Here is a 24,548-nt window from a genome sequence, read left to right on the forward strand (position 1 = left end):
AATTGTTATCATTTTCATTAAATGTGTTGTGTAATTGTTGCTATGTGGATGCGTGGTGCCTTACTTTCGGTCGGGCTAAATCAAACATTGTTATTCAGTCTGTTGCCAGTATTGGTGGCAGTATTCAGTATTGAAGGCTCTGATATTTCTTGGCCGTTGGTAATAATCTGTCTGAACTTAAATATGTTGAGCTTCTTTTTTGGCTCAGCATTTTGGCCAAGTAAAATTATTCGATTTGGTTATTTGTCTAGCGCAAAAATAACCATCTCGGGTTATTTTCTATCAAATGCACTATTTGTGGCATTGCTTATCGTCGCTACCAATAGTGCCCAGTTCAGTATTGAGCTTCTGGCATTAATTGGCATGTCTCGCTTATTTATGGGTTTCTTTTCAAGCGCATTTTTGCCGATTGCTCAGGGAAGCGTTTACGCACAGACATCACGTGAGCAGCAACAGTACAAGAAGCTCTCAAAAATAAGCGGGGCTTTAACACTCGGACGACTTGCAGGACCGGGTCTCGCTCTATTGCCAGTTGATTGGCTCTGGGTGTTAGCGATCCCTTTTTTACCGATTTTGTGGAGTTTGTTTCAGCGCCCAACCATCCCTGTTTCTGGTCAGGAACCAGAGCGGACTACTGCGCCAAAGAAACGAGCACTGCCGTTGTTTTTACTTTGGCCACTCACTATAGCGCTGTCCACTACCGCATTAGTAGCGAGCTTTCAACTTGCATTAGCACCCGAAATGACATCCCTGATAGGGGATGCTGAAGAGGCGAGTGAGGTGCTTGCTCTATTGATGTTGGGGTTGTCGATATTGCTGTTCGTACTACAGGTTTGGGTCATGCCTCGTCTGTCAGCATGGCTAAAGGCTCGTCTTTTCATCATAGCGTCAGGATTAGTGACTTTCGGTTTTCTTGCGCTCATTCCAGCGCCGAATGTAATGACATTTATTCTTGCAGGTTTAGCTATAGCGATATCCGTATCGGGATTAACACCATGGTACAGCCAAGTCGCGTTTCGACGTGGAGAGCCTAGGCGTAAGGTATCGGAGACCAGTGGATTGTTGGCTCAAAGTCATTCATTAGGGCACCTAGTTGGCACCGTAAGTGCTGCACTGTGCCTGAGTTTTGGCATCAATGCCCTCTATGCATCTAGCCTGTTCGCGCTCGTTATTTTGAGTCTGATGTGGGTCGTAGTATCGACATCTCGCTCGCTTTTAACCACCTCTATATCAGAAAGTAAAGGAACAACATGAACACTTTAGTGAGAAAGGGTCTTCCCCTCACCACACTGGCCATCTTGGTTCACAGTGCCGCTTACGCTTCACCAAAATCAGACCTAGAAACGGTGATTGTAACGGGCTCAAAGATCCAAAGCACGATCGCGGATTCTGCAACAACCATGTGGGTAATCGATCAAAAAGAACTCGAAAAGCAGATCAATGCGGGCGCTGACTTAAAAGGTGCCCTTGGAAGACTGATTCCAGGCTTTGACTTTGGCAGCGGAAGTCGTACTAACTACTCACAGAATCTACGTGGGCGCTCAGCGCTGGTGATGATTGATGGCGTGTCGCTGAACTCGACGCGTGAGATCAGCCGCCAATTTGACAGTATTAACCCATTTAACATTGAGCGTGTTGAGGTGTTATCGGGTGCTACCGCATTATTTGGCGCGGGTGCATCGGGCGGTATCATCAATATCATTACCAAAAAAGGCGAGTCTGGAGAGTTAGGCGTTGAGGCTCGTATTGGCGGTGTGTCTGGCTTCAACAGCAGTGAAGATCTTACCAAGCAGGCAGCCGTGGCTATTTCCGGTGGTAATGACATGGTGGCTGGTCGCCTTTCGGTTGCTTATGAGGGGAAAGGGGCTGCGTTTGATGGTGATGGCAACATGATTATGCCCGACATTACGCAAACAGATATGCAGTTCAACGATGCCGTTGATGTGATGGGTAATCTAGAGTTTAACTTTGATGAGCAACAGTCACTATCCCTGACAGCGCAATACTACGACAGTCAGCAAGATACTGAGTATGGCGCGTATTTAGGCCCTAATTTGGCAGGCATTATGGGCTTTCCTGAGTTCATTGAAATTCGAAAAGGTTTGAAGCTTGATGAACAGCCGTCAACAAAACGTACCTTCGTTAATGCACAGTACAAGCATGATGATGTGTTGTCTCATGCACTGCTAGCTCAACTCTACTACCGCAGCGAAGAGCTAGGTTTTTTTCCATTCCCGGACACTCAAACGCCTATGTATGGCTCATCTCAGCAAGACACCAGCATTTTTGGTGGCAAGTTGATGCTACAAAAAGAGTGGCAAAACGTGTCACTAAACTACGGTGGCGAATACGCATCTGAGACATTTAGTGCAAAGCAGCGTGTGTTTGACCTCGCGACTGCAATGGCGACAGGTGCGATGACGTTTGAAAAACTGCGTGAGCATCAGCGCTATCCGGATATCGATACTCAAAATGCCGCATTGTTTGCTCAAGCTAATTGGCGTGTAGCGCCGGATTGGTTGTTAACCGGTGGAGTTCGTTATCAACAAACGCGTTATGACGTTAGCGATTTCGTTGGTTTGTCTCAACAAGAGTATGTCGCTCAAGGGCTAATTTCTGGTGCGGATGCAATACCTGGTGGTAGCTCGTCGACAGATGTTTGGCTGTTTAACGCTGGAGGCGTCTATGATTTGTCAGATCGTCAGCAGCTATGGGCGAACTTTAGCCAAGGTTTCAATGTGCCAGATCCAGCAAAAGTTTACGGCAAAGGGACATACGATTATAGCTCAAATCCAGGGCGAGCGACCTTAGTTAAGAGTGTCAATATTAACAACACGCCGCTACCGGGTGTAAAGACCAATTCGATTGAACTGGGTTGGCGTGCCGCAGGGGAGAGCTATCAGACTCAAGTGGCGGGTTATTACTCATTGTCGGATAAGACTCAGAAGATCAATACCAGCGATCTGACCTTAGATGTCGGCAATGAAGAGAGCCGTATTTATGGTATCGAAGGCCAGTTTGATTACTACTTCACGCAAAACATCTATGCCGGTATTCAAGGGCAATGGATCCGCAGTGAAGAGAAAAACCAAGGTTCGTGGCAAGACATGTCAGTGCAGTTTGCTAGTCCGTCAAGTGCGGTGACCAGAGTAGGCTACGACAATCTAAACTATGGTGCTGAGCTGTACTTGCAATCTTTGGCTGATTACGAGGATGCGGATAACAACAAGCTAGATGGATACCATTTAGCAGGCTTAACGGGTTACTACGCACTGCCGGTTGGTCAAGTTAATTTCGGTATTGAGAACTTATTTAACACGGTTTACGAAACGATTTGGAGCCAGCGTGCTCAGGTTCTTTACGGAACGATCTCTGCCCCAGAACTGTTCCGTTACAACGGTCAAGGCCGCACTTTTGCACTTAGCTATAGTGCGGAGTTTTAACCGTCATGTCGCTACAGTTTTTCAATCTCTCCCTAGACATTCAGGGTAAAACTCTACTGAGCGACGCAAGTGGCACCTTCCCGAAAGGGGAGGTGGCCGCATTGGTCAGTACACATGGCTATAGAAAAAATCATTATGCACGAACTTAACCCCCTCTATCAGCGCGTTTCTTATCATGTTCATGAGATGCGCAAACCCGCGCCCGATAAAGCGCAAATGCAGGCCATATTGCAAGCGGCTATGAGTACTCCGGATCATGGGCGGTTACGTCCATGGCATTTTTTGGTCGTTGAAGGTGACTCCATCACCAATCTAGTGGGTCACTTGCGAGATGCTTGGTTGAGCCATGACACTAAAGTGACACCCGTGCAAGCGAATCGATTGGCAGACTACCTTAGCAACGCGCCCAGCCTAGTATTGATCTCGGCGCGTGTTCAACCGCACAAGGAAGTGAGTCAACAAGATCAGGTTCTGTCTGCGGCGGCGGCGTGTCAAATGACGCTGCTGGCAGCAGACCGTTTGGGATTTGGTGGTGTGTGGTACTCCACGGATGCTGTTGAACTGCCGGGCGTGCGTGAAATTCTCGGTCTTGGCAGTGAGCATTATCCGGTCGGATTTATGGTCTTTGGTACGCCTATCGAAGTGCGACAGAAGCCAAGAGCAAACGCAAGCCAATACACTCAAGTGTGGCAAGCACCCAATAAGTTAAGTGCATGGATGACGGAGAAATAAAATGGCACATTCACTCAGTTTTCAATCGTTTTTTAATAGTCTTTTTGTTGATATGGATGGCCTGTTTATTAAAGCAGAGGTCATCGAGACCGACATTGCGGGTAAACCGCGAAAATGCGCGTGCTTTTCACTATCGAACGGCGCACTGTGGCTCCCCTTAAGTTACGTCTCTACCAATAGTCGTCATCGATATACGAACGAAATCTACCACGTTAATGATGGATCAGTCTCTGAGGTAGCCTTTCCTGATGCAGTCGATCTTGTACTTGGATCTTTCGAGATAGAGAATTCACCAAAGCGTGATCGCCTATTTCAACGTATCGGCGATTCCAATGACTATATTCAACGAGCGTCAACGTACAAGGCAAGACATGGCTCAGGGGCTGCGCCAGCCCGATTTATTGAATCCGAGCAAGCGCTTGTAGGTGGGCACAGCATGCATCCAAGCCCGAAAAGTTGCGCGCCACTGTCTCACGGCGAACAGGCAGACTTCTTACCTGAATTCGAAGCTGAGTTTGCTATCGAGTGGTTTGCGGTGGCGAAGCATCAGCTTGTAGGCGAGGCGCAGGTCGAGACTTTTGAACATCATTTGCGAACCTTGTTTGAATTATCAGTACCAGAAGAAAGGCGAGCTACTGTTGCAGATGATTATCTGCCTTACCCTATGCACCCTTTACAGGCAAAGGCTTGGCGATTGTCTCAAGAGGCACAAGAGCTTGCAGATGATGTTGCTGATTTGCAGTTGCAAAGCGGTGGTTGGCAGGCGACATCGTCGAGTCGCGCTATCTATCACCCAGATATGCCATGGATGCTGAAGGTTTCACTACCGATCAAATTGACCAACTCACTGCGGCTTTTAACGCCCAGAGAGGCAAAACGTGGCACGCTGTTTAGTCAGCTACTTTGTCATGATGCAGGTCAAGAACTTGTCCAAAGGCTGCCAACTACCACGTTTATTGAAGAGCCCGCATGGATAACTATTTGCTCCAAGCAAGGTCAGGAACTTGATCTACCACTAGTGAGTTTTCGTGATAATCCGTTTTTCACATCGCGTTCTGAGCATGAAGTGGGTGAACATGAAGTGGGCGTTCATGACAAAACAGAGGGTCATCATCTTCTTGCGACTGCAAACCAGATCTGTGTTGGACAAAGTGAGGCTCAAGTCGTTAGCTGGGTTAAGCAGGTAGCGGCAGCGCAAACAATTAACGTAGAAGAAGCGGCCTGTTCATGGGTTGGGCAGTTTATGCAGCATGTGATGGCGCCTCTGTGCATCGCTCGCAGCGACTATGGTTTGATCCTTCTCGCTCACCAGCAGAATATTGTACTAAGAATCGAGGATGGTCTGCCGCTTGGCATGATGTACCGCGATTGTCAGGGAAGTGGTATCACTGAGCTCGCATTACAGCGCTTTGCGTCGGTGTTTGAACATGTTGATCCTGAATACTTTATGCCGAGTGAGCAGGTGAACCCGTACCTTGCTTATTATCTTATCGGTAATTCTTTGATGAATACGGTGTCTGCGATTGCGGCAGGCGGTTTAGCAACAGAAGAAAAGTTGTATGAGGTGTGCCGAGAGCACTTAGCCCGACTGGCGGCAGCTCATCCTCTGGATTCTTCTTTCTATGACTATTTGTTGAACTCTCCGACTCTACGCTGGAAACGGAATTTCTTGTGCTTCTTGGAAGAAAATAATGAAGCGACACTATCCGATCCGGCTGAAATTTATCGTGACATTGCTAATCCTTTAGTCGGGCGAAACCTGCCCCTGTGTACTAAACCACTGCCAGATGATACATGCATTAGCGTTTATTCAACTAAGCATAATGAGTGGTCGTTGGTTTCTAACTCGATTGAGCGCGGCCGCGTCAGTGCTGACCTTTGTGACGATTTGGTGACGGTAACGATAGCTGCGAAAGAAAGCTTGGTGTGGTGGTCTGCCATCGAGCATGTTTTTTATCATTTCGATGTGGCGCAGGTTCAGTGCCCAGATGCCCCCTCATTTATGAGTCATGTTTTGGAAGAGAAATGCCTGCTTAGTCGTTCAGCATTTCTGCAGCATGCCCCGATTTGGCATCGCCCAGACAGTAATCCGGATGTTCAATTAGAGCAGCGAACTGAGCATGGAATTCAGTATCCAACGCGCCCGGCAAAACCTGAAGATGTGTTCTATCAACGTTACCTCTACCGAGAGAAGCGAGTGGTGTCTTTTAGAAAAGCGCAGTTGCCAAGGGATCTTAATGGTTTCCATCGCTGGCACAACGATCCAGCGATCGCGCCAGTTTGGGAACTCAACGGTTCCAAAGCCTCCCATCAGCAGTATCTGAGCAAGATGGAAAGCGACCCACATCAATTCCCAGTTATTGGTGAGTTTGACGGTATCCCGTTTGGTTACTTTGAGATTTATTGGACGGCGGAAGATCGACTTGGACCATTCTATGATGTTGATGAGTTTGACCGCGGTGCTCATATGCTTTCAGCGAATGCTCGTTTTCGAGGCTGGCGTTACTTCTCTGCTTGGTCGCGAAGTATCGTGCACTATTGCTTTTTGGCGGATCTCAACACTCAAAATGTGATGGGTGAACCTCGTGCAGATAATAACAAAGTGTTGGCACTGACAGAGCGAATTGGGTTTGAACATCTTTTCGATTTTGATTTTCCACACAAAAGAGCAGCGATGCTGCAATGTCGACGACAGCGCTTCTTTGATGCTTACGCTATTTAAGCAGACAAGAAAGTACCTATCAGGCTAGGAAAAAATACAATGAAAACAGTTGATTTTGATTTGGTTGGAGTGGGCATTGGTCCTTTCAATTTGAGTATCGCGGCGTTAGCTGCACCCAAGGCAGAGTTAAAAAGCCAATTTTATGAACGTAAACCTGAATTTGCTTGGCATCCTGGACTATTGCTGAATCACGCCAAGATGCAAACCTCATTCTTAAAGGACTTGGTTACGGCCGTAGACCCTACAAGTCCTTACACGTTTATGAACTACTTGGTGAAGAACCAAAAATTCTATCCCTTCACCGCACGTGGTGATTTTATGATATCAAGGCTAGAGTTTTCCGATTACATGGCATGGACAGCCAAGCAACTCCCGAACACCCAATTCGCCACCGACATTAGTGAGGTGCGCTTTGCCGATGATCACTTCGTGATTACTGCAAATGGCGAGTCGGTGACCAGCCGTCATTTGGTGGTTGGTACGGGAACGCAGCCAGTGGTGCCAGAATGCGTGGAAGGTAAGCTTAGCGAACACTGTTTCCATGCTCACGAAATGATGGTGCGTAAGCCAGATTTAACAGGTAAACGCATTGCAATCATCGGAGGTGGGCAAACAGGAGCGGATATCTTCCAGCATGTGTTTGCTGGTGACTTTGGTAAGCCGAGACAGCTTGATTGGGTGTCGCGCAGAGCAAATCTTGAGGGGCTGGATGAAAGCTGTTTTAGCGATCAGTTCTTTATGCCGGATTATGTCAATCAGTTTTACCATCTCGATAAGGAGCGACAAGCGCGTGAGGTGTCTCGCCAAAAGCTCACCAGTGATGGGATCACAGATGACTGTTTGACGTCAATTTATCAAAGTTTGTATCACGACAAGTATGTGTTGAGAAACCCGAAGTGGTGGACAGTTCAGCCGCATCAGGAGCTTGTAGGGCTAAACTTGTCAGGTAAACAACATCAGTTACGACTTCGTCATGGAGTCACGGAGCACGAGAAAGTGCTTGAAGCTGACGTTGTGATTCTATGTACAGGCTTTAAGCGTGTGTTGGCACCCTGCCTTCTAGGCATGGCCGATAAGTTGCAATTGGATGAGCTTTCTAGACCGCTACTTAACTCTGAGTACGCAGCCCTTTGGAAACAGCCTTGTGATAACAAGTTGTTTGTGGTGAATTCAGGTACTCACAACCATGGAATCATTGAACCACAATTGAGCCTAGCGGCGTGGCGAGCAGCGAAAATACTCAATCATGCTAATGGCGATGAGCTGTATCATCATGGCGATAGTAGCAACGTGATGGAGTGGGGCTTAAACTCAGTTCAAGAGGACAGGGCTGAGGTCGCTGAGATGGATTTATCGAGTTAGCCGCCCAGCAGAAAGCAATCAGCCCCACGAGCGAACCTTCGTGGGGCTGATTTAATTTATTCAAATGTTGGATTAGTTAACGTGAGCAACCGCGTCTTTAACCAACTGACCAAGCTCTTCCCAACGACCTTCGTCGATAAGATTTGTTGGAACCATCCAAGTACCACCACATGCCAATACAGACTTGATGGATAGGTAGTCATCTACATTGTTCAGACTTACACCACCTGTTGGCATAAATTTCACTGGGTAAACGGCTGTAAGCGCTTTTAGCATACCTACACCGCCAGATGGCTCTGCTGGGAAGAACTTTAATGTACGCAGACCCATTTCCATTGCTTGCTCAACTAGGCTTGGGTTATTAACACCCGGTACGATTGGTACGTTTTTGTCGATGCAGTATTGAACTGTGCGTGGGTTGAAGCCTGGACTTACAATAAAATCGACGCCTGCTTCAATCGCTTGATCGACTTGCTCGTTAGTAAGAACGGTACCAGCGCCAATTAGCATCTCTGGGTACGCTTGACGCATCGCAGCAATCGCGTCGGCTGCACATTCGGTACGGAAGGTAATTTCTGCACATGGCATGCCGTTGTCTACGAGTGCTTTACCTAGAGGAATAGCATCTTCCACTTTGTTGATGGCAATTACAGGAATTACTTTTAGGCTTGCTAGCTGTTCGTTTAGGGTTGTCATTTGTCTTTGTCCTACTAATCAAGAGTTGGCGTTGCTGTGTTAGGAATAATAGCACCGCGGTACTGAATTACTGTGCCCGCAACTTTGTGTCCCATTGCGGCTGAGTTAAAGGCGTCGCCACCGGTTAGGCGCTTGGCAAGATAACCGGCGCTGAATGAGTCACCAGCGGCTGTGGTATCAATCACAGAATTTACGGGCTTAGGTGCGACATACTCTGCGCGACCTTCGCTAAGCACTAGGCACTCTTTTGCGCCGCGCTTAATGGCAATTTCGCTGACACCTGCATGTTGTGTGCGCTCGATGCACTCTTCTAGGCATGTGTCGCCAAACAAGTCTTGGTCATCTTCGAAGGTAAGCAGTGCGGTGTCAGTGAAACCAAGCATCGCAAGGTACGTGCGCTGAGCGGTATCGCGGCTTGCCCATAGCTTTGGACGATAGTTGTTGTCAAAAAAGACGCTGCCGCCTTTGGCTTTGAATTTTTCTAGGAAGCTAAACAGAGTGTCACGTCCAGAGTCGGTCAAAATAGCCAAGGTAATACCGCTTAGGTAAACTGCATCATAATCCATCAAAGAATCGACGAGTGATTGGCTTTCTGGTTGATCAAACACGAACTTAGCTGCTGCGTCGCTGCGCCAGTAAAAGAAGGTGCGCTCACCGGTTTCATCTGTCTCGATGTGGTACAGGCCGGGCATTTTGTCGTTTAGGTGCAACACTTGGTCGGTGTCGATGCCTTCTTCCGACCACGCTTTTAGCATTTCAGATGAGAAAGGGTCGTTGCCTAGTGCGGTAATGTAGCTTACTGAAATGTTGTAATTTTTCGTCAAACGAGAAAGATACAGCGCTGTGTTTAATGTATCACCACCGAAACTTTGCTTCAGTAGATCTTCTTTGCGTTGTAGCTCCACCATGCATTCGCCGATGATCGCTATTTTGTATTGGCTCATAGTCAAATATCCAGCTTGAGAGTGACCGGTTTAACCCGTTTTTACTAAGTTTTAGAAGTTTAAATTCATATTTTACAGATGGTTAACTGTATTTAATGCAAGTGATTTAGGTACGGAATTGAAGCAGTCAACATTTGTTCTGCGCTTTTCTTTAGTACCGGCTATGCAAAATGAATAGGTGGTATGAATTTATTTGAAACGTCGTTTTAATATGAGTAAATTTACCAGTTCTAAGTAACGTACGGTTAGTAATATTTCTACTTTCTTCGGTTAAATGTGATTTGGGTCGAGTTTCTTTTTTTGGGGCGTTAACGAAAGATGTTGTTGCATAGTTAGCGTATTGTTGTTGGCCATTTCCGATGGACTATAGTTCAAAGTAAGTCGCTTGATTAGAGCGGCCAGTCTGATATTTTTCCTTAGTACATGGAGTGTGACGTGAACAACGACAAGGACAATCTTAAGCAAGCCCTATCCCAGGCCTTTACTGCCTCTCTAATACGTTTTTCTACCATAGCCTTCATTGTATTGATGTGCTGGTGGGCATTCGCTCCTTTCTTACCTATTTTGCTCTGGGCGTTGGTTCTGGCGATAGCTTTGTTTCCAGTACGAAACTTTTTAAAAGCCAAGTTTGGTTGGACGACTAAACGAAGTTCGACCGCCATCGCTTTGATCGGTGTGTTGGTACTCGGTACGCCTGTCGCTTTGGTGGGTAACTCACTCGCGGTAAAAACGCTACAGACCTACCAAAATTATGAGCAAGGTGAGCTTCACATTCCAGCGCCTCCTCAAAAGGTGAAAGAATGGCCGCTGATTGGTGAAGATACTTATTCTGCGTGGAGTGAAGCGGCGAGAGACTTACCGAACTTTATCGATAAATATCAGCCACAGCTGAAGAATGCGTCAGCCTGGTTTGTTGATAAAGCCAGCGGTGCTGCGGGGAGTGTCTTTTTGTTGATTGGTGCGGTGATCATTGCAGGTATTATGCTTGCCTGGGCAGAAGACGGCACCAAAGCGATGCGCCGGATTTTCAATAGCTTTTCCGATGAGCACAAAGGGCCAGAGCTGCATCATTTGACCACGGCAACCATTCGCCAAGTGGCGGTGGGCGTTATTGGTATCGCATTTCTAACGGCAACCATTTTTGGTGCAGTCATCGCACTTGCTGGCGTCCCCGCTGCGGCATTTTTAACGGTGATTGCTTTAGTCTTTGCGATTACACAACTGCCTGTCACCATCATTGCCATTGTTGCGGTAGCGATGTTGTGGTCGAGTAGCGATGGTTCAACCGTACATAACACTATCTTTTCTGTTTTAATTATCGCCGCTAGCTTGGTTGATAACATACTCAAACCTATGGTGCTTGGGCGAGGTTTAAGTGTCCCTATGCCCGTGGTACTTATTGGTGCGATTGGCGGCATGATGTCTGGAGGTATTCTCGGCATGTTTATAGGTGCCGCATTTTTGACTGCGGGATATCAAGTATTTATGAAGTGGGTAGACGGTGAAAATGACGATGCGTCACCTGAGAACAAACCAGATTCGCCTTAACATTAACCATTGTTCGCCTGGGCGCCTCATGCTCAATACTAGAGGTGCCTCGCATATTTATGTTGGTTGGATGAAATTTAGCCAGATATGGCAGGGCGATTATTGTGACTAATACTTAGCCTTGTTTGGTTTATTGTTTTGGCCTATGTCTAATGAGTGAAATAATAACTGGTCTACAGTCTATGATGGCAGTCATAAAGTCCGATTGATCTCTCTTTGCTGCCTCAGCGAATGATTGACTGTATATCGTTCTATCGTTACATTTTGTCACAATAAAAAACCAGTGGCATACTGCGGCGTAGATCGTAAATGCGACGAATCCCTCCCCCTACAAACCCGTTGTACCGCTGTTGTTCATAAATGGCGGTGGTTGTTATTAGTATCAGAATGTTAGGTGCACCATGAAGAAGTTGCTTTTAGCTACTTTGTGTGGGGTATTGTCGCTGTCGTCTGTTGCCCAGCCGCTTAGGCTTGCTGGTAAGCCTGACGACGATAAACTCCACTTAACCTTATTGAAAGAGATCATTTCTCGTTCCGAGCAGTACTCTTCCATCGATTTTATCTACGCCAAATCCGGCGAACCCGCAGGAACTCGATTACTTGCTGATTTAGAAAGCGGCACGTTAGATGTGGTGTGGACTGCGACAAACCAGGATCTTGAAACGCGCTTTGACGCCATTCCATTTCCCATTTATCGCGGCATGTTGGGCATGCGTATCGGATTAGTGAGCACAGAGCGAACCAATAAGTTAGCAACGGTTGACTCTGTTGCCGATCTAAAGCGCTTATCACTTTGCTCAGGCAAAACGTGGGCGGATACACAGATACTGGAAGCGAATGGACTATCCATCGCGAAGTCGCTTAAGTACCCAAATATCTTCGATATGTTGGCCGCTGGCAATCGCTGCGATGCTTTTATGCGTGGTGTAATGGAGCCTTGGGCTGAAGTGAAATCTCACCCTCATCTTCCATTGGAAGTAGATGGAAACGTGATGCTTCGCTACAAGATGCCTTACCTTCTGTTTGTGCGCAAAGGCAACGATGCATTAAAACAGCATCTGTATGACATCATGCTCGAAATCCACAACGAAGGACTCTACGAGACGATGTTCTTTGCGGACAATGAGATCAAAGCCGCATTGCAACAAGCGAACTTGAGTAAGCGTGTGGTCTTTGAGTTGGAAAACCCTAACGTCACCGCTGCCACGAAAGCCATCCCTGATCACTTTTTCTTTGACCCTCTAGCTAAGTAACCACAGGTGTAACATGAACAGACTGACCAAAAAAATTATTCTTGTGGTGACACTCGTCATGACGCTGGTGACAGCGATAGCCTTGTCGACCCAATATGTATTGACTAAGCAAAATGTGGAAGCGGATCTCGCTAAAGTGACCGCAGAGATCAAGCAAGAGCTGCAAGTTATCTTGCAAGAGCCAGTGTATGTGTATGACAAAGCTCTGATTGGCAGCATTCTTGAGGCATACATCAAGAATGACACCATTTCGAGCATCGTGGTTCGCGATCAAAACGGTAAAGAAATGAGCCAGATTCGCGAGCAGGCGGCTGAGTTTGAATCTCGCATTGATATTGAGTGGGATGGTTTGCCAATTGGCTCGGTTTCACTTGGTTTTAATAGTGAGCAAGCGCGCAATGAGTTAGAAAATTTGATGCTCCGCTCGATGCTAATGTTCGGTACCTTGTATTTAGTGGTTATCGTGTCTCTTGGGTACATTATGGATCGCTTGGTTGTGACCCCAATAAAAGGGATGGCGAGCAGCATGAACGATATTGCAGCTGGTGGTGGCGATCTAACGTCGAGAGTACAAGCGACCTCAAACGATGAAGTGAGCGAACTAGCAAAAGCCTTCAATCGCTTTGTTGAAACAGTGCAGGAGATCGTTATTGATACAGCTCGAACGACAGAAAGCTTAAAGCAGAATGGTTCTGCTATAACTTCCGTGCGCGCTTCAGTAAGTCAACAAACTGAAAATCAGTTGGCTCTGACTCATGAAAGCTTGAGCAAGATTGAGCAGTTTAATTTGGCGACGAGTGAAATTGCAGCCAATACAGAGAATACTCTGTTCAAATCCAATGATGCTCTTTCTCTAGGGGCTTCAAGCGAACAAGCGATTACGCAAAATGTCTCAAATGTAGAAGACCTGTCCGCTAACCTTGAGACTGCCGCCGAGCGCGCCAACGCGCTTAAGAACCGTAGTGACGACATCGGCCGTGTCGTTGAAGTGATTAAAGCGATTGCTGAGCAAACCAATCTTCTAGCCTTGAATGCAGCTATTGAAGCAGCGCGTGCAGGTGAGAGTGGCCGCGGATTTGCTGTTGTTGCTGATGAGGTTCGAGCGCTTGCAAGCAAGACCCACGATTCAACCAGTGAAATCGAATCCATTATTGAAAGTCTGCAGCAAGAGGCAACGGAATCGTTCAATGCTACTCAGGAATCGAAGCAGCTGGTGGAACTCACCAAAGTGAGCTCTGATGAAGCACAGCTTGCACTTTCTAAGATGATTGAAGCGGTGACCAGCATCAATGCTATGGTTGATTCTGTCGCAAGTGCTTGTGAAGAGCAGTCCAATGTGAGCAATACCGTCGCGGGGGACATGCGCGAGCTTGATACCAGCGCGGCAGATATGCGAAATGTTAACAATGAACTGCAAACATTGGCTGAAGCCATTACGTTAAACACGACTGAGTTGGATAGTCAGATCCGTCGTTTTAGGTACTAAATGTAAGAGTCTCGTGTTTGAAGTGCCAGTGCTAAGCTAAACACATTCATGAATATCCGATTCTAACTAGAAGTCGAGGGGGAGTGATCGTTCACTCCCCCCTTTTCGTCTCTATAGACTCTGCTGGTGTGCAGCAATGAGCGCATTCATTTTTTCTTCTGCAGCCTTACTCGCTTCCTCGTAACTCATCGTATCCGGAAAGTCACTGATCATTTCGTAGTAACACTTCAACTTAGGCTCGGTGCCTGAAGGGCGCACGATAACTCGTGACTGATCTTCTAGGATATAGATGAGCACATCACTGGATGGTAGATTTATAGTCTCTGTCGAACCATTGGCTAAGAATCGTGTTGAAGACTTAAGATCTTCAATCACGGTGACGTTTTGCCCTGCAATCTGGGTTGGTGGTTGTTGGCGTAACTTGTCACCGATCGGTGGTGAGTTAGGGGCGAGCGCAATACTGCGCTGCGCATTGCAGTAGAAGCCATGTTGTCGATACAAGTCTTCGAGCTTGTCCCAGATGGTTTTACCCTGTGCTTTTAGTTCGCCCGTCAATTGTGCAAACGTAACCAGTGCGGACAGCCCATCTTTATCCCACACTTGATTTCCAATGGTGTAGCCTAGTGCTTCCTCATAGGCGAATAGGAACGGATGTGCTTCGTTTTGCTGCTCCATGGCGATGTTGGTGAGCCATTTAAAGCCAGTGAGTGTTTGATAGTATTGGGCGCCATGCGCTTTAGCTATTGCATTCAATAATCTGGAAGACACAATCGTATTGCCGACCAACGCATTGGGCTGACTCTGTAGAAGGTTGTCGGCAAACAGCGCACCGACCTGGTCACCAGTTAACATTTGATACTCGCCATTCTCGCGTTTTACTGCAGCGGCGAAGCGATCTGCATCTGGATCATTCGCGCAGGCGATATCCGCGTCGTGCGTTTTTCCGAGCGCCATCACCATATCCATAGCGCCCGCTTCTTCCGGATTTGGGAAGTTGACCGTGGGGAAGGTACCATCTGGCTCGCGCTGTTCTGCAACGCTAGCGACGCGATTAAATCCGGCATCGGCGAGCAAGGTTTCCGCCATCTCGGCGCCAACACCGTGCATTGCGGTGTAGGCGATGGAGATGTCAGTGTGGTTGTTACTCTTCAACAGTGGGCTGACATTGATGGCATTGCGATAAGATTGGTAGTAATCCTCTTCTAGCCACTCCAACTGACCTTGTTCACTCGCTTGGTCTAGAGATATTAGAGTGAGGGGCTTGGTCGTGGCTTGGTCAATTTTACTAGCAATACCAGCGTCATGAGGCGGAATGATTTGTGCACCGTTCTCCCAATACACTTTGAAGCCATTGTACTCGGGTGGGTTGTGGCTCGCTGTGACGACGACCGCCGCCGCCGCGTTAAATTTTTTCACGCCAAAAGCGACAATCGGCGTTGCCGCTACTTGGCTGGTCAAATAGACCTTAATACCCATTGCGGTCAGTACGCTGGCGGTATCGTGAGCAAACTGTTTCGAATCGATTCGACCATCATAGCCGACGATAACGCCTCGCGTGCCCGCATCGTCTACTTGCTCAAGCAGATATTGCCCAAGCCCTGTGGCGGTTTCTTGGATAACGAGTCGATTCATTCGGTTGGGACCGGCGCCGACTTTGCCTCTGAGCCCAGCAGTGCCAAAAGCTAGACGGGCACTGAATCTATCTGTCAGTTCTTGTTGACTGTTGCTATCGATAAGCTGTTGCAGCTCTTGACGAGTTTTTGAATCCGGATCTCGTGCTAACCATTGAGTGATTGCTGTGGTCATGGTGTTCTCCTTACCCGCAGTGAATGGGCAGATGTCGCATCTTCAATGTTTTTAATTGTAAATGACTCTTACTCTCATTTTTGGGGTGGCAATCGATAAAACTGTATTAAATCAATATTAGTCTAATCAACATTAGTTGAATCAATGCACTAGGGGGAAGCTGTGAGTCAAGATTTTTAATACTTGCCAGCCGTACCTATTTAAAACTTCAATTGTCAGTGCTTGGTGGTTTTGTCATCAAAGTCGGTGAGGAATTATACTGAGCTATCTGTAGTTGTTTGCCTTCTTGAACAGGTTGAGAGAAGCGCTAAGTAAAAGGTAGAACATGGATCACGCAGCGATTCAAGCACTAACGTTGGCCTGCCCAACATGCAAGATTGAAGTGAAAAATGAACAGGGTCGTACTTGTACTCAGTGCCAGGTAAGGTTTGATAAATCACCATTCTGCCCTGATTGCGATACAAAGCTGGATGCCATGAAAGCGTGCGGCAATGTAAGCTATTATTGTAATTGTTGTCGTATTCCCAAATCTCGTTCGGTTATTGAATGGAAGTTAACTCCAGTTTAGACACTTAGCTTTTAGCTTACGAGTAACAGCTATAGCCCAATATCCAAATTGGGCTAAAGTCTTCAGACGATCTGTTGTTCGCAAAACTGGGTTTAGTCGTCTGAGCGCGGCTCATCATCGACGATGTCATTACCAATATCGTCATTGCTGTCATCATAATCGGACTCTTCCTCGACGCTTTCATTCGCAGCCGCCTTTTTCCCATTTAGGGTATGGAACTTCTTCCGGTCTCGAGCGAGATGGATGTACTTGATCCAAGTTTTTTCGAGCTTGCTTTCCGCTTGCTTCTCATCGGCAACGACTTGAAGAAAATGGCGTTCCTCTTCGGTCTCAGGCGCGAGCTCGCCGCCTTCAAGTAAGTTCATCGTATCTCCGAAGCGGATCAATATCTCCTCTTCAGCTAAAGTAAAGTCTCCGGATTTTGCAAACCCACGTTGAAACCGCTTGTTGTCGTAGAACGGTTTCTTTCCAAGACGAAAATCTATATTAGACATAGCCACCCTCATAAAATGACGTTTCTCATCAAACTCTGCCTCAGTATAGACAGAGCTTTGGCGTTTTTTGAAATTTTGCCAGACGATTAATTTAAGCATTTAGTAAGTCGTTACTTTCACGCGAAAATTTGAAACTTAGATGACAATGCTATGAAGCTTTCCTTGCGAAAATTACCTTGTGTTGAGTTCCGAAAATGGCTAGTCACTGAACCAACTTGGTTTACACTGGACACTAACGACAAAAACAACGAGGCGACAAAGTGGCGGTAATCTCAATGACCAACGAACAGTATCAGCAGGCGAGGCTTGCGCGTGATGCCCGTTTTGATGGCGTGTTTTTTGTCGGTGTTAAAACGACAGGTATATTTTGTCGGCCGATCTGTCCTGCGAACTTGGCAAAAGAGCACAATGTAAGTTATTTCCAGCACGCTCATGCAGCCCTTGAGGCGGGGTATCGTCCTTGTCTGCGTTGTCGTCCAGAAAGTGCACCCAATTCATGGGCTTGGCTTGGCGCAGAAACTAGTTTTCGCCGTGCTCTTACGCTTATCGAGCAAGGGGCGCTAAATCAGTCCAGTTGCGAGGCTCTGAGCGACCGTTTAGGTATTAGCAGTCGTTATCTGCGTCAGTTATTTCAAGAGCACCTAGGGGTTTCGCCCAAGAAATACGCTCAGTACCATCAATTGATGTTTGCGAAGCAGCTTCTCCATCATAGTCATTTATCGATTTCGGATATTGGCTTTGCCTGCGGCTTTAATAGCGTAAGGCGTTTTAATGATGCATTTAGGAAGACGCTTAAGTTAACCCCATCGGAATTGCGACGTGGAGACGGAAAAGTCACTACCCGGAACGAAGTCTATTTAGCTTATCGCGGCGCTTATGATTGGTCTGCAATGCTTGGCTTTCTTCAAAAGCGTGCGATCAGTGGGGTTGAGCGAGTGACCGAGCAAAGTTATGAACGCTACGTAGATATCGATGGGACGCTCGCATGGTTTCGTCTGTTTGCAGATTTTGAGGGGGCGCAGACGGTTAAAGTCGAGTTTGAATTGGAACAGGTCACCAAGTTGGCCAGCTTATTGAGTGGTATCAAGCGTGTATTCGATCTTGATACTGACATAACTGCCGTCGAATCCCATCTACATGCTGTTGATGAGGTGCTTATTGTAAAGCCGGGTCTTAGGTTACCTGGAGTTTGGTCCACTTGGGAAGCGGGCGCTCGAGCGGTACTTGGACAACAGGTATCTGTAAAAGCCGCGATAGGTCAGCTCAATCTTTTGACTGATACTATGGGTCAGTGTCTTTCTGGTCAGAAGGTGTTTCCGACACCCGATTTTATAGCAGGCAAAGACCTTAGTTTTTTGCGCATGCCTGAAAGCAGAAAAGAAACCTTATTGCGACTTGCTAGCCACCTATGCGAACACCCAGACGATCATCCCGATAACTGGTTGTCGCTAAAAGGTATCGGGCCGTGGACAGTCAACTATGCAAAAATGCGCGGTTTATCGGCGCCAGATCTACTACTTAGTTCAGATCTGATTGTTAAAAAGTACTTGGTTGATCATAGCGAAGTTAAAGCAGAGCATACTGCACCGTGGGGCAGCTATGCCACTCTTCACTGTTGGAGTCATTTCTCATGAATTATTACACTGTGCTCACAAGTGAGCTAGGGCTTATTACTGTTCAAGCGAATAGTGAAGGCTTACTGGGTATCTGGTTTGAGCAGCATACAACCTGCCCTGATGAGCTTGGGGAACACAACCCAAGTCATCCATTACTGAAACAAGCAGAAACTGAGCTAAAAGAGTATTTTGCTGGTGAGCGTCAAACGTTTACTTTGCCGCTAGCTGCCATAGGTACTGACTTTCAACGTAAGGTTTGGCAGGCTCTTTGCGAGATTCCGTATGGAGAAGCGATCAGCTATCAAGAACTGGCCAATCGGCTAGGCAACTCGAAAGCGGTGAGGGCGGTTGGGACGGCGAATGGTAAAAACCCACTCTCTATTGTTGTGCCATGTCACCGAGTGGTGGGTAAAAATGGAAAGTTGTCTGGTTACGCTGGTGGTGTGGAGCGAAAACTTAGGTTGCTCAATTTAGAGGCCGAAAATTGCTGAAATTTGGAAGGTTGTGTGTTGGGTGTCTTTAATCGAGCTGACCTAACGACAACTTAACTCTTTCACACCTCAATCTATGCAACTGGTAACGCTTGTGGGGTACGTATTGAATCACTATTCCTACTATGAAAACCGCCGTGATTGCAAATTGCATTTGTATTTGCATTTTGCAAAGGCTATATGAACGCTATTTCCCTGAAATTGGTGTAGATTTGGCCAAAATCAATTAAAAACAGACTTTAAAAAGTTGGCACGCATACTGCATTAAATATAGCGACCCTTTTTAAGCCGAGGGTCACCTAGCCAACTGACGTTGTTAGTGAACCTATTTTGTTCACACTTGTATATAGCCAGTCACACATGTTTTGTGGCTGGCTTTTTTTCTTTCTGAGGTCAGAAAGGCTATTTACAAGCCTATTCCTTCCCTTTGTCTGATTAGCCTTCCATTGTTAAATCTTTCGCTTGCTACGCCTTGTACGTATCAAACAATGTCTCCAAGTGTTTGACCAGCGTCATCCTGACAACCTTCATAGCAACTTGGCTTACGTGGACAAACAGCGCCTCGAGAGCAGATTAATCGAGCATCGCCTTCAATACCACGTTCCACCCAGTTGATATTCAGTATCTTAGCGACGGTTTGCAGATCTTTCTTGATATGGCGTGGAATGATGACACTGCCACCGCCTTCAACGCACGAGCGCTTAAGTTCGCTGGCGATGTCTAATGCATTGCCACCTTGAGCATCAATTGCTGGATTGAGATCGATACCTGCACACAGTACTCGATTATTACCCGCAGGATCGGTCATGTTGATGGACTCACAACAATAGATCCTTGGCTCATCACCGACATTCAATATAGATATTTGCGCCGATGAACCATTTTGCGGCTCAGACAGTCTTCTAAATACTGCCCAGTGCTGACAGGGGTCATTAACCATCCGCATATTTCCCCACGGAAGCGGAATACCATTTCCGCGATAGACCGCTTTTAGCTTCCCCGGCCCATAAGCATCGAAATAGTGCCAGTGTGGATATGGGGACACAACGGTCATGCGGCGCATGGCGACCGAAGGGGACACTCCGACACGTTTATGAACATCAATCTCATAGCCGCTTCGGTCGAGCAGTTGTCTAAATGGTACTTTGGGGCAGAGTAGAGCCCCTGCAAAGAAACTGGATTCAAAATCGCGCCATGCTTGGAGGATGTCCTGAGAGTTGAGTGCAGAAGAAGATTGATGAGCCGCACTGTCGTCCCAAGTATTTTGGTTGCCAACGCTGAGCACACTTTTTAATCCCTCATCGCGATGCAGAATGCGATGGCCAATATACACCGCCAAATCGTACTTTAGACGTGTTGGGTAGGCTTTAAGGATTTCGTTGAGGTAGATAGTGCCTGGTGGCTCGAAAAACGACGTCACCAATTGTTTGGCGTTCACCCCGAGCTCATCCACCACATCTTTTGGTGTCCGGTTTACCCATTGCACGCGCAGCCCTAAATCGCTCGCAATATCGATGAGATCTTCAATCGAGAGGTTGAGTCGCTTTAAGCCAACGTCTTCTGCGGCACGTTCAAGGTCGGGAAAGTGGTTCTGCAGGCTTTCCTGATGAGCACGTATCAACAAGTGGGCAAATTGACGACCGGTGATCCCGGTTTGCGAGAGCATTTCGGGAATGGCGATTTGCAAAATGTCATTGGAGAACAAAAAGCTTGGCTCAAGTGCCATACCACTTATCCCGCCGCGATTTCCTTTTACTGGGGTAATTTCATCTGGTTCGGGTTCATTGTCGAGAAACCAAGCGGGATCCTTTTGAAATACTTCGGCGATCACCTCCAGCATGTCAATGCTTGGCACACGCTTTCCACGCTCAATCATCGACAGGTAAGAGACGGAAGGCGCGTACTCTGGGTTGACTCTAATACAACGCGCAGACAGATCTTCCATGGTTAAGTGGTTACGTTTTCGTAGGTTACGAACTTTGGTGCCCAAAAAATGGGACTGGCGGATCAGACTTTTTGACACTGGCATTTTGTAAAATTCACATTGTAAAATTTTTGTTGTGAAATTGTAGTCAAAAACACGCTAGTCTACAAAGTATACAAATCACAAAACGAATATAAATTTAAACATCCGTTTGGATTTATTACTCTAAATTGGATCTAGCAGCAGTAAGAGGGACAGACTATGAACATGCTTACATTCGATAAAACAGAACTTCATAAGAACCATTCAACCTTTATCGCAGAAGCCGTGTTCGCCGTCGAGATGGTCAAAGCTGATGAGCAGATGGAAAAACAAAAGATGGCGAAACAGCTGCTAGACACCCTGTTTCCACTCGAAAAAGGCTCACACGAGGACGTGGTGAGTTACGAAATTGATTATCGCCACGTACAGGCGTATTTCAAAAATGGTGAGCACACAGGACTAAAGCGCGCCAAGCATTTTGTGGCATACCTTGGCGATAAATGCGCGCCAGAAGGTATCTTGCTTCGCGATGAAAGTGGAACTCACCTAGAGGTAATGATTGGTCGTCGTAAAGGTACCGGCAATTTAGAGCTGGTAGAAATTGAAGATATTCAATTGGAAACATGTACCACGTTTGGTCAGTCAGAAAACTGCCACGCCTCGGGAATTCGTCACTGGGTTAGTTTAGTGAAAGGTGATGAGCAAGGACGACCACGCGCTTGTAGTGAGGACAAAGAGTACACCGCGAAAAATGGAGATGACTATACGCTAGGATTTAGCTTCGCATTTTAATTCACGCTAGCACGTTTATTATTACCGTATTTTCCTTTGGTAGTATTGCCCCGCCTTAACGGTGGGGCGTTTTTTTAGAACGGCATCACTCGGTTACGGCCAGAGCGTTTAGCGTCATAAAGCTGTTTGTCTGCACGGTCAACCAGCGACGCGTAGCTGTCACCGGCAATGAATTCTGCCACGCCAAAAGAGGCGGTAATGTTGCCGATTTTTTGGCCGTTCTTACGATCTTTAATCGTCATTTTCTCAATGGCCAAACGCAGGGCGTCAGCCATTTGTCTTGCTACACGTAGTGATTTGTTCGGTACAATCAGCGCGAATTCTTCGCCACCGAATCGATAGGCAGTAATGCCACCACGACAAGCTTGCTTCAGACGCTGAGAGATGCCTTTCAAAATGGTGTCACCGAACAGGTGTCCCATTTCATCGTTGAATTTTTTAAAGTGGTCGATATCTAACAAAATCAAACTAAGTGGCTGCTTGGCTTCGCAAAACATGGTCAAGTCGGCATCGAAAGCACCGCGGTTATACAGCGAGGTTAAGCTGTCGAACATGGCGTTGCATTGGACTTTTGCTAGCTGAGATTTGAGTCGGCTGATCTCGTCGCTGGCGTTTTTTAGCTGTCCGTGTATAAAGTCTGTGGAGTGCCTAATGTCATTGGCTTCATCGACTAATTGTTTGATGAGAGGCATGACTTCATCAAGGGTAGGTGCGCGCTCGGCAACCAGGCTTGAAGACAAGCCGTCAAAGCTATCTTCAAGTGCTTGTGAAAAATCGCTGGTATCGTTAAGTGCGTCATCCATCGAGCTCGACATTTCAGTCACAATCGCTTCGAGGTTTTCTTTTAAACCTTGAAGATCCACTTCTGCTTTTTCAGCAATATGGTTTCGATAAAGTGAGGCAGAATTGACAGGCGGGAGGACTTCGTAATCTTTGAGTATGGCGTCCATATCGGCATTTAACTCAGGGATGGTTTGATCCACATAGGTATACCACAACGCGTAATTTGCCGGTGTCGCCGGTACGTGATGTTTAACCATCAGCGGCACCGCCTTTTTTAGGTTGGCGGCCGATTTCTGAAAATCGTTTCTCTTCATAGTCCCTTCGTTGTCCTTAGCTCATTCCGATAAATGCCATGATTTCTTGTAGTTATTTTTACTGTATAGCTATCCAATTATCCAATGAGATGAGTAAATTGTCACTTTCGGATCCTCAGTTTTTGAAAATAGACACTAAAAAAGGCGTGATCTTGCTTCCGCAACAGCATTCTTATAAATGCTGTTGCAGTTTACAATTTGCATTGGACGCTTTTTGAACGTTATTGATTAAGCTTGTTCATCCTACGTGTTCGGCGTTTAACCATAGACTCTTTGACGACATGATCGAACAGCGGAGCAAACAGATTCGCGAACAAGATAGCGAGCATGATGCCTTCTGGGTAAGCAGGGTTGAGTACGCGTATAAATATGGTCATGACGCCTATCAACACACCATAAGCCAGTTTTCCCGAGTCAGTAAATGCAGCGGAAACTGGATCGGTCGCCATAAAGAAGGTACCAAACGCGACGCCACCAATCACAAAGTGCCACCATATCGGCATGGAGAACATAGGGTTGCTATCTGACCCAATCAAATTGAGTAAAGTCGCGGTAGCGGCTAGGCCAATCAAGACGCCAAGCACAATACGCCAAGAGGCGATGCCTATCGCAATCAAGAATAGTCCAGCAAGCATGATGAACATCGTCGATACTTCGCCCATGGAGCCTGGCAGGTTGCCAATAAAGGCATCACTCCAAGATAGCGTTTCTCCGGTCATATTATTGATAAGCGCACTTTGACCACCTTCATACCATTGGCTCAGTGGCGTTGCGCCCGAATAACCATCAGCAGCCACCCACACCGTACCGCCAGACATTTGAGCGGGGTAGGCGAAATACAAAAAAGCCCGCCCGGCGAGCGCAGGGTTTAAGAAGTTACGTCCTGTTCCTCCAAACACTTCTTTTGCAACCACTATCCCGAAGGTGATGCCAAGCGCTGCCTGCCACAACGGAATCGTGGGGGGTAAGATGAGTGCAAACAGGATAGAGCTGACGAAGAAGCCCTCGTTGACTTCGTGTTTGCGGACGATAGAGAACAGCACTTCCCAAAAACCGCCGACGATAAATACTGTGGCATAGACAGGCAGAAAGAACAGTGCGCCGTAGAACATTTCACTGCCCCAACCAGCACTGGCCAGTGCCTCCGGTGACCCAAATGCAAGAGATAGACGCCAGCTTTGCTCAAAAACTGGTACCAGTTCATCGAGCGTGTAGGTGACACTAAGTGCCGCTGTCGCTTGATTACCTATGTTGTACATTCCCCAAAACATGGCTGGGAACACTGCGACCCACACCATGATCATGATGCGTTTTAAGTCGATGCTGTCTCGTAAATGAGTGCGGCCTTGGGTTACGTGGCCAGGTGTATAGAAAAGGGTGGCGACAGCTTCATACAGTGGATAGTAAGTTTGGTATTTTCCTCCTGGTTCAAAATGTGGGGCGAGATTGTCGAGTGTTTTTTTGAGTGCCATAACGCTAGCCTCTTATGGTTTAGACATACTTTTTACGTGTGTACTTCGCGAACCGCCCAC

Annotated in this window: 19 protein-coding genes; 12 read left to right on the top strand and 7 right to left on the bottom strand. The window is 46.9% G+C overall.

Translation table 11 applies throughout. From position 1 onward, the window contains the following. The first annotated feature begins 21 nt into the window (after positions 1-21). From ACVA6Q_RS01575 to ACVA6Q_RS01595, 5 genes are all read left to right on the top strand, one after another. A complete protein-coding gene (locus tag ACVA6Q_RS01575) occupies positions 22-1,254 on the top strand; it encodes an MFS transporter (protein ID WP_446646256.1) in 1,233 nt (410 codons plus the stop codon). Continuing rightward, the gene (locus ACVA6Q_RS01580) at positions 1,251-3,443 is read left to right on the top strand and encodes a TonB-dependent receptor (RefSeq protein WP_446646257.1); all 2,193 of its coding nucleotides are present in this window, start codon (positions 1,251-1,253) and stop codon (positions 3,441-3,443) included. The genes ACVA6Q_RS01575 and ACVA6Q_RS01580 overlap by 4 nt, the downstream gene beginning before the upstream one ends. A 114-nt stretch (positions 3,444-3,557) precedes the next feature. Continuing rightward, positions 3,558-4,175 (top strand): nitroreductase family protein, encoded by a 618-nt coding sequence (locus ACVA6Q_RS01585; RefSeq protein ID WP_446646258.1) that lies wholly within the window; start codon positions 3,558-3,560, stop codon positions 4,173-4,175. 1 nt (position 4,176) lies between these two features. After that, complete coding sequence (locus tag ACVA6Q_RS01590; protein WP_446646259.1) at positions 4,177-6,897, top strand: GNAT family N-acetyltransferase; 2,721 nt, start codon at positions 4,177-4,179, stop codon at positions 6,895-6,897. 39 nt (positions 6,898-6,936) lie between these two features. Beyond that, a complete protein-coding gene (locus tag ACVA6Q_RS01595; protein WP_446646260.1) occupies positions 6,937-8,259 on the top strand; it encodes a lysine N(6)-hydroxylase/L-ornithine N(5)-oxygenase family protein in 1,323 nt (440 codons plus the stop codon). A gap of 72 nt (positions 8,260-8,331) precedes the next feature. On the opposite strand, the gene ACVA6Q_RS01600 is transcribed toward ACVA6Q_RS01595, so the two are convergent. Continuing rightward, entirely contained in the window at positions 8,332-8,955 is a 624-nt protein-coding gene (locus tag ACVA6Q_RS01600) for a bifunctional 4-hydroxy-2-oxoglutarate aldolase/2-dehydro-3-deoxy-phosphogluconate aldolase (protein WP_418642729.1), read from the bottom strand. A 14-nt stretch (positions 8,956-8,969) separates the two neighbouring features. Next, positions 8,970-9,899, bottom strand: a complete 930-nt coding sequence (locus tag ACVA6Q_RS01605) for a sugar kinase (RefSeq protein ID WP_446646261.1) — start codon at positions 9,897-9,899, stop codon at positions 8,970-8,972. A 435-nt stretch (positions 9,900-10,334) separates the two neighbouring features. Between ACVA6Q_RS01605 and ACVA6Q_RS01610 the strand changes: the two genes are divergently transcribed. The 3 genes from ACVA6Q_RS01610 (at position 10,335) to ACVA6Q_RS01620 (ending at position 14,186) form a co-directional block, all read left to right on the top strand. Beyond that, on the top strand, positions 10,335-11,447 hold the full coding sequence (locus ACVA6Q_RS01610; protein ID WP_446646262.1) for an AI-2E family transporter: 1,113 nt from the start codon (positions 10,335-10,337) through the stop codon (positions 11,445-11,447). A gap of 401 nt (positions 11,448-11,848) precedes the next feature. After that, on the top strand, positions 11,849-12,700 hold the full coding sequence (locus tag ACVA6Q_RS01615; RefSeq protein WP_446646263.1) for an ABC transporter substrate-binding protein: 852 nt from the start codon (positions 11,849-11,851) through the stop codon (positions 12,698-12,700). A 13-nt stretch (positions 12,701-12,713) separates the two neighbouring features. Next, positions 12,714-14,186, top strand: a complete 1,473-nt coding sequence (locus ACVA6Q_RS01620; protein ID WP_446646264.1) for a methyl-accepting chemotaxis protein — start codon at positions 12,714-12,716, stop codon at positions 14,184-14,186. A 111-nt stretch (positions 14,187-14,297) separates the two neighbouring features. Here the strand turns inward: ACVA6Q_RS01620 and ACVA6Q_RS01625 are convergent, their stop codons facing one another. Further along, positions 14,298-15,992 (bottom strand): phospho-sugar mutase, encoded by a 1,695-nt coding sequence (locus ACVA6Q_RS01625; protein WP_446646265.1) that lies wholly within the window; start codon positions 15,990-15,992, stop codon positions 14,298-14,300. 325 nt (positions 15,993-16,317) lie between these two features. Here ACVA6Q_RS01625 and ACVA6Q_RS01630 point away from each other — a divergent pair, with 325 nt between their 5' ends. Next, positions 16,318-16,560, top strand: a complete 243-nt coding sequence (locus ACVA6Q_RS01630) for a YfgJ family double zinc ribbon protein (RefSeq protein ID WP_446646266.1) — start codon at positions 16,318-16,320, stop codon at positions 16,558-16,560. Between the two features lie 92 nt (positions 16,561-16,652). Here ACVA6Q_RS01630 and ACVA6Q_RS01635 read toward each other — a convergent pair whose 3' ends face one another. Continuing rightward, positions 16,653-17,054, bottom strand: a complete 402-nt coding sequence (locus tag ACVA6Q_RS01635; protein ID WP_446647155.1) for a DUF413 domain-containing protein — start codon at positions 17,052-17,054, stop codon at positions 16,653-16,655. A gap of 275 nt (positions 17,055-17,329) precedes the next feature. Between ACVA6Q_RS01635 and ACVA6Q_RS01640 the strand changes: the two genes are divergently transcribed. Both ACVA6Q_RS01640 and ACVA6Q_RS01645 read left to right on the top strand, forming a co-directional pair. Further along, positions 17,330-18,688 (top strand): DNA-3-methyladenine glycosylase 2 family protein, encoded by a 1,359-nt coding sequence (locus ACVA6Q_RS01640; RefSeq protein ID WP_446646267.1) that lies wholly within the window; start codon positions 17,330-17,332, stop codon positions 18,686-18,688. After that, positions 18,685-19,161 carry a methylated-DNA--[protein]-cysteine S-methyltransferase gene (locus tag ACVA6Q_RS01645; RefSeq protein WP_446646268.1) on the top strand — a complete coding sequence of 159 codons (477 nt, stop codon included), beginning with the start codon at positions 18,685-18,687 and terminating at the stop codon, positions 19,159-19,161. The genes ACVA6Q_RS01640 and ACVA6Q_RS01645 overlap by 4 nt, the downstream gene beginning before the upstream one ends. A gap of 481 nt (positions 19,162-19,642) precedes the next feature. Here ACVA6Q_RS01645 and ACVA6Q_RS01650 read toward each other — a convergent pair whose 3' ends face one another. Continuing rightward, positions 19,643-21,190 (bottom strand): DUF3612 domain-containing protein, encoded by a 1,548-nt coding sequence (locus ACVA6Q_RS01650; protein ID WP_353499935.1) that lies wholly within the window; start codon positions 21,188-21,190, stop codon positions 19,643-19,645. Between the two features lie 156 nt (positions 21,191-21,346). Between ACVA6Q_RS01650 and ACVA6Q_RS01655 the strand changes: the two genes are divergently transcribed. Continuing rightward, on the top strand, positions 21,347-21,919 hold the full coding sequence (locus ACVA6Q_RS01655; RefSeq protein WP_446646269.1) for a hypothetical protein: 573 nt from the start codon (positions 21,347-21,349) through the stop codon (positions 21,917-21,919). 74 nt (positions 21,920-21,993) lie between these two features. On the opposite strand, the gene ACVA6Q_RS01660 is transcribed toward ACVA6Q_RS01655, so the two are convergent. Together ACVA6Q_RS01660 and ACVA6Q_RS01665 are read right to left on the bottom strand one after the other, a co-directional pair. After that, the gene (locus tag ACVA6Q_RS01660) at positions 21,994-23,016 is read right to left on the bottom strand and encodes a GGDEF domain-containing protein (protein WP_353499933.1); all 1,023 of its coding nucleotides are present in this window, start codon (positions 23,014-23,016) and stop codon (positions 21,994-21,996) included. Between the two features lie 221 nt (positions 23,017-23,237). Next, positions 23,238-24,488 (bottom strand): NADH:ubiquinone reductase (Na(+)-transporting) subunit B, encoded by a 1,251-nt coding sequence (locus ACVA6Q_RS01665; protein WP_446646270.1) that lies wholly within the window; start codon positions 24,486-24,488, stop codon positions 23,238-23,240. Positions 24,489-24,548 lie beyond the last annotated feature (60 nt).

The sequence above is a fragment of the Vibrio sp. DNB22_10_4 genome (assembly GCF_052879755.1).

Bases quoted from the DNA above. Each gene is read 5' to 3' on its own strand.
- ACVA6Q_RS01665 (WP_446646270.1), bottom strand. From the start codon at position 24,488: ATGGCACTCAAAAAAACACTCGACAATCTCGCCCCACATTTTGAACCA.
- ACVA6Q_RS01645 (WP_446646268.1), top strand. From the start codon at position 18,685: ATGAATTATTACACTGTGCTCACAAGTGAGCTAGGGCTTATTACTGTT.
- ACVA6Q_RS01615 (WP_446646263.1), top strand. From the start codon at position 11,849: ATGAAGAAGTTGCTTTTAGCTACTTTGTGTGGGGTATTGTCGCTGTCG.
- ACVA6Q_RS01660 (WP_353499933.1), bottom strand. From the start codon at position 23,016: ATGAAGAGAAACGATTTTCAGAAATCGGCCGCCAACCTAAAAAAGGCG.
- ACVA6Q_RS01650 (WP_353499935.1), bottom strand. From the start codon at position 21,190: ATGCCAGTGTCAAAAAGTCTGATCCGCCAGTCCCATTTTTTGGGCACC.
- ACVA6Q_RS01605 (WP_446646261.1), bottom strand. From the start codon at position 9,899: ATGAGCCAATACAAAATAGCGATCATCGGCGAATGCATGGTGGAGCTA.
- ACVA6Q_RS01640 (WP_446646267.1), top strand. From the start codon at position 17,330: ATGACCAACGAACAGTATCAGCAGGCGAGGCTTGCGCGTGATGCCCGT.
- ACVA6Q_RS01625 (WP_446646265.1), bottom strand. From the start codon at position 15,992: ATGACCACAGCAATCACTCAATGGTTAGCACGAGATCCGGATTCAAAA.
- ACVA6Q_RS01620 (WP_446646264.1), top strand. From the start codon at position 12,714: ATGAACAGACTGACCAAAAAAATTATTCTTGTGGTGACACTCGTCATG.
- ACVA6Q_RS01630 (WP_446646266.1), top strand. From the start codon at position 16,318: ATGGATCACGCAGCGATTCAAGCACTAACGTTGGCCTGCCCAACATGC.
- ACVA6Q_RS01655 (WP_446646269.1), top strand. From the start codon at position 21,347: ATGAACATGCTTACATTCGATAAAACAGAACTTCATAAGAACCATTCA.
- ACVA6Q_RS01575 (WP_446646256.1), top strand. From the start codon at position 22: ATGTGTTGTGTAATTGTTGCTATGTGGATGCGTGGTGCCTTACTTTCG.
- ACVA6Q_RS01585 (WP_446646258.1), top strand. From the start codon at position 3,558: ATGGCTATAGAAAAAATCATTATGCACGAACTTAACCCCCTCTATCAG.
- ACVA6Q_RS01600 (WP_418642729.1), bottom strand. From the start codon at position 8,955: ATGACAACCCTAAACGAACAGCTAGCAAGCCTAAAAGTAATTCCTGTA.
- ACVA6Q_RS01635 (WP_446647155.1), bottom strand. From the start codon at position 17,054: ATGTCTAATATAGATTTTCGTCTTGGAAAGAAACCGTTCTACGACAAC.
- ACVA6Q_RS01580 (WP_446646257.1), top strand. From the start codon at position 1,251: ATGAACACTTTAGTGAGAAAGGGTCTTCCCCTCACCACACTGGCCATC.
- ACVA6Q_RS01595 (WP_446646260.1), top strand. From the start codon at position 6,937: ATGAAAACAGTTGATTTTGATTTGGTTGGAGTGGGCATTGGTCCTTTC.
- ACVA6Q_RS01590 (WP_446646259.1), top strand. From the start codon at position 4,177: ATGGCACATTCACTCAGTTTTCAATCGTTTTTTAATAGTCTTTTTGTT.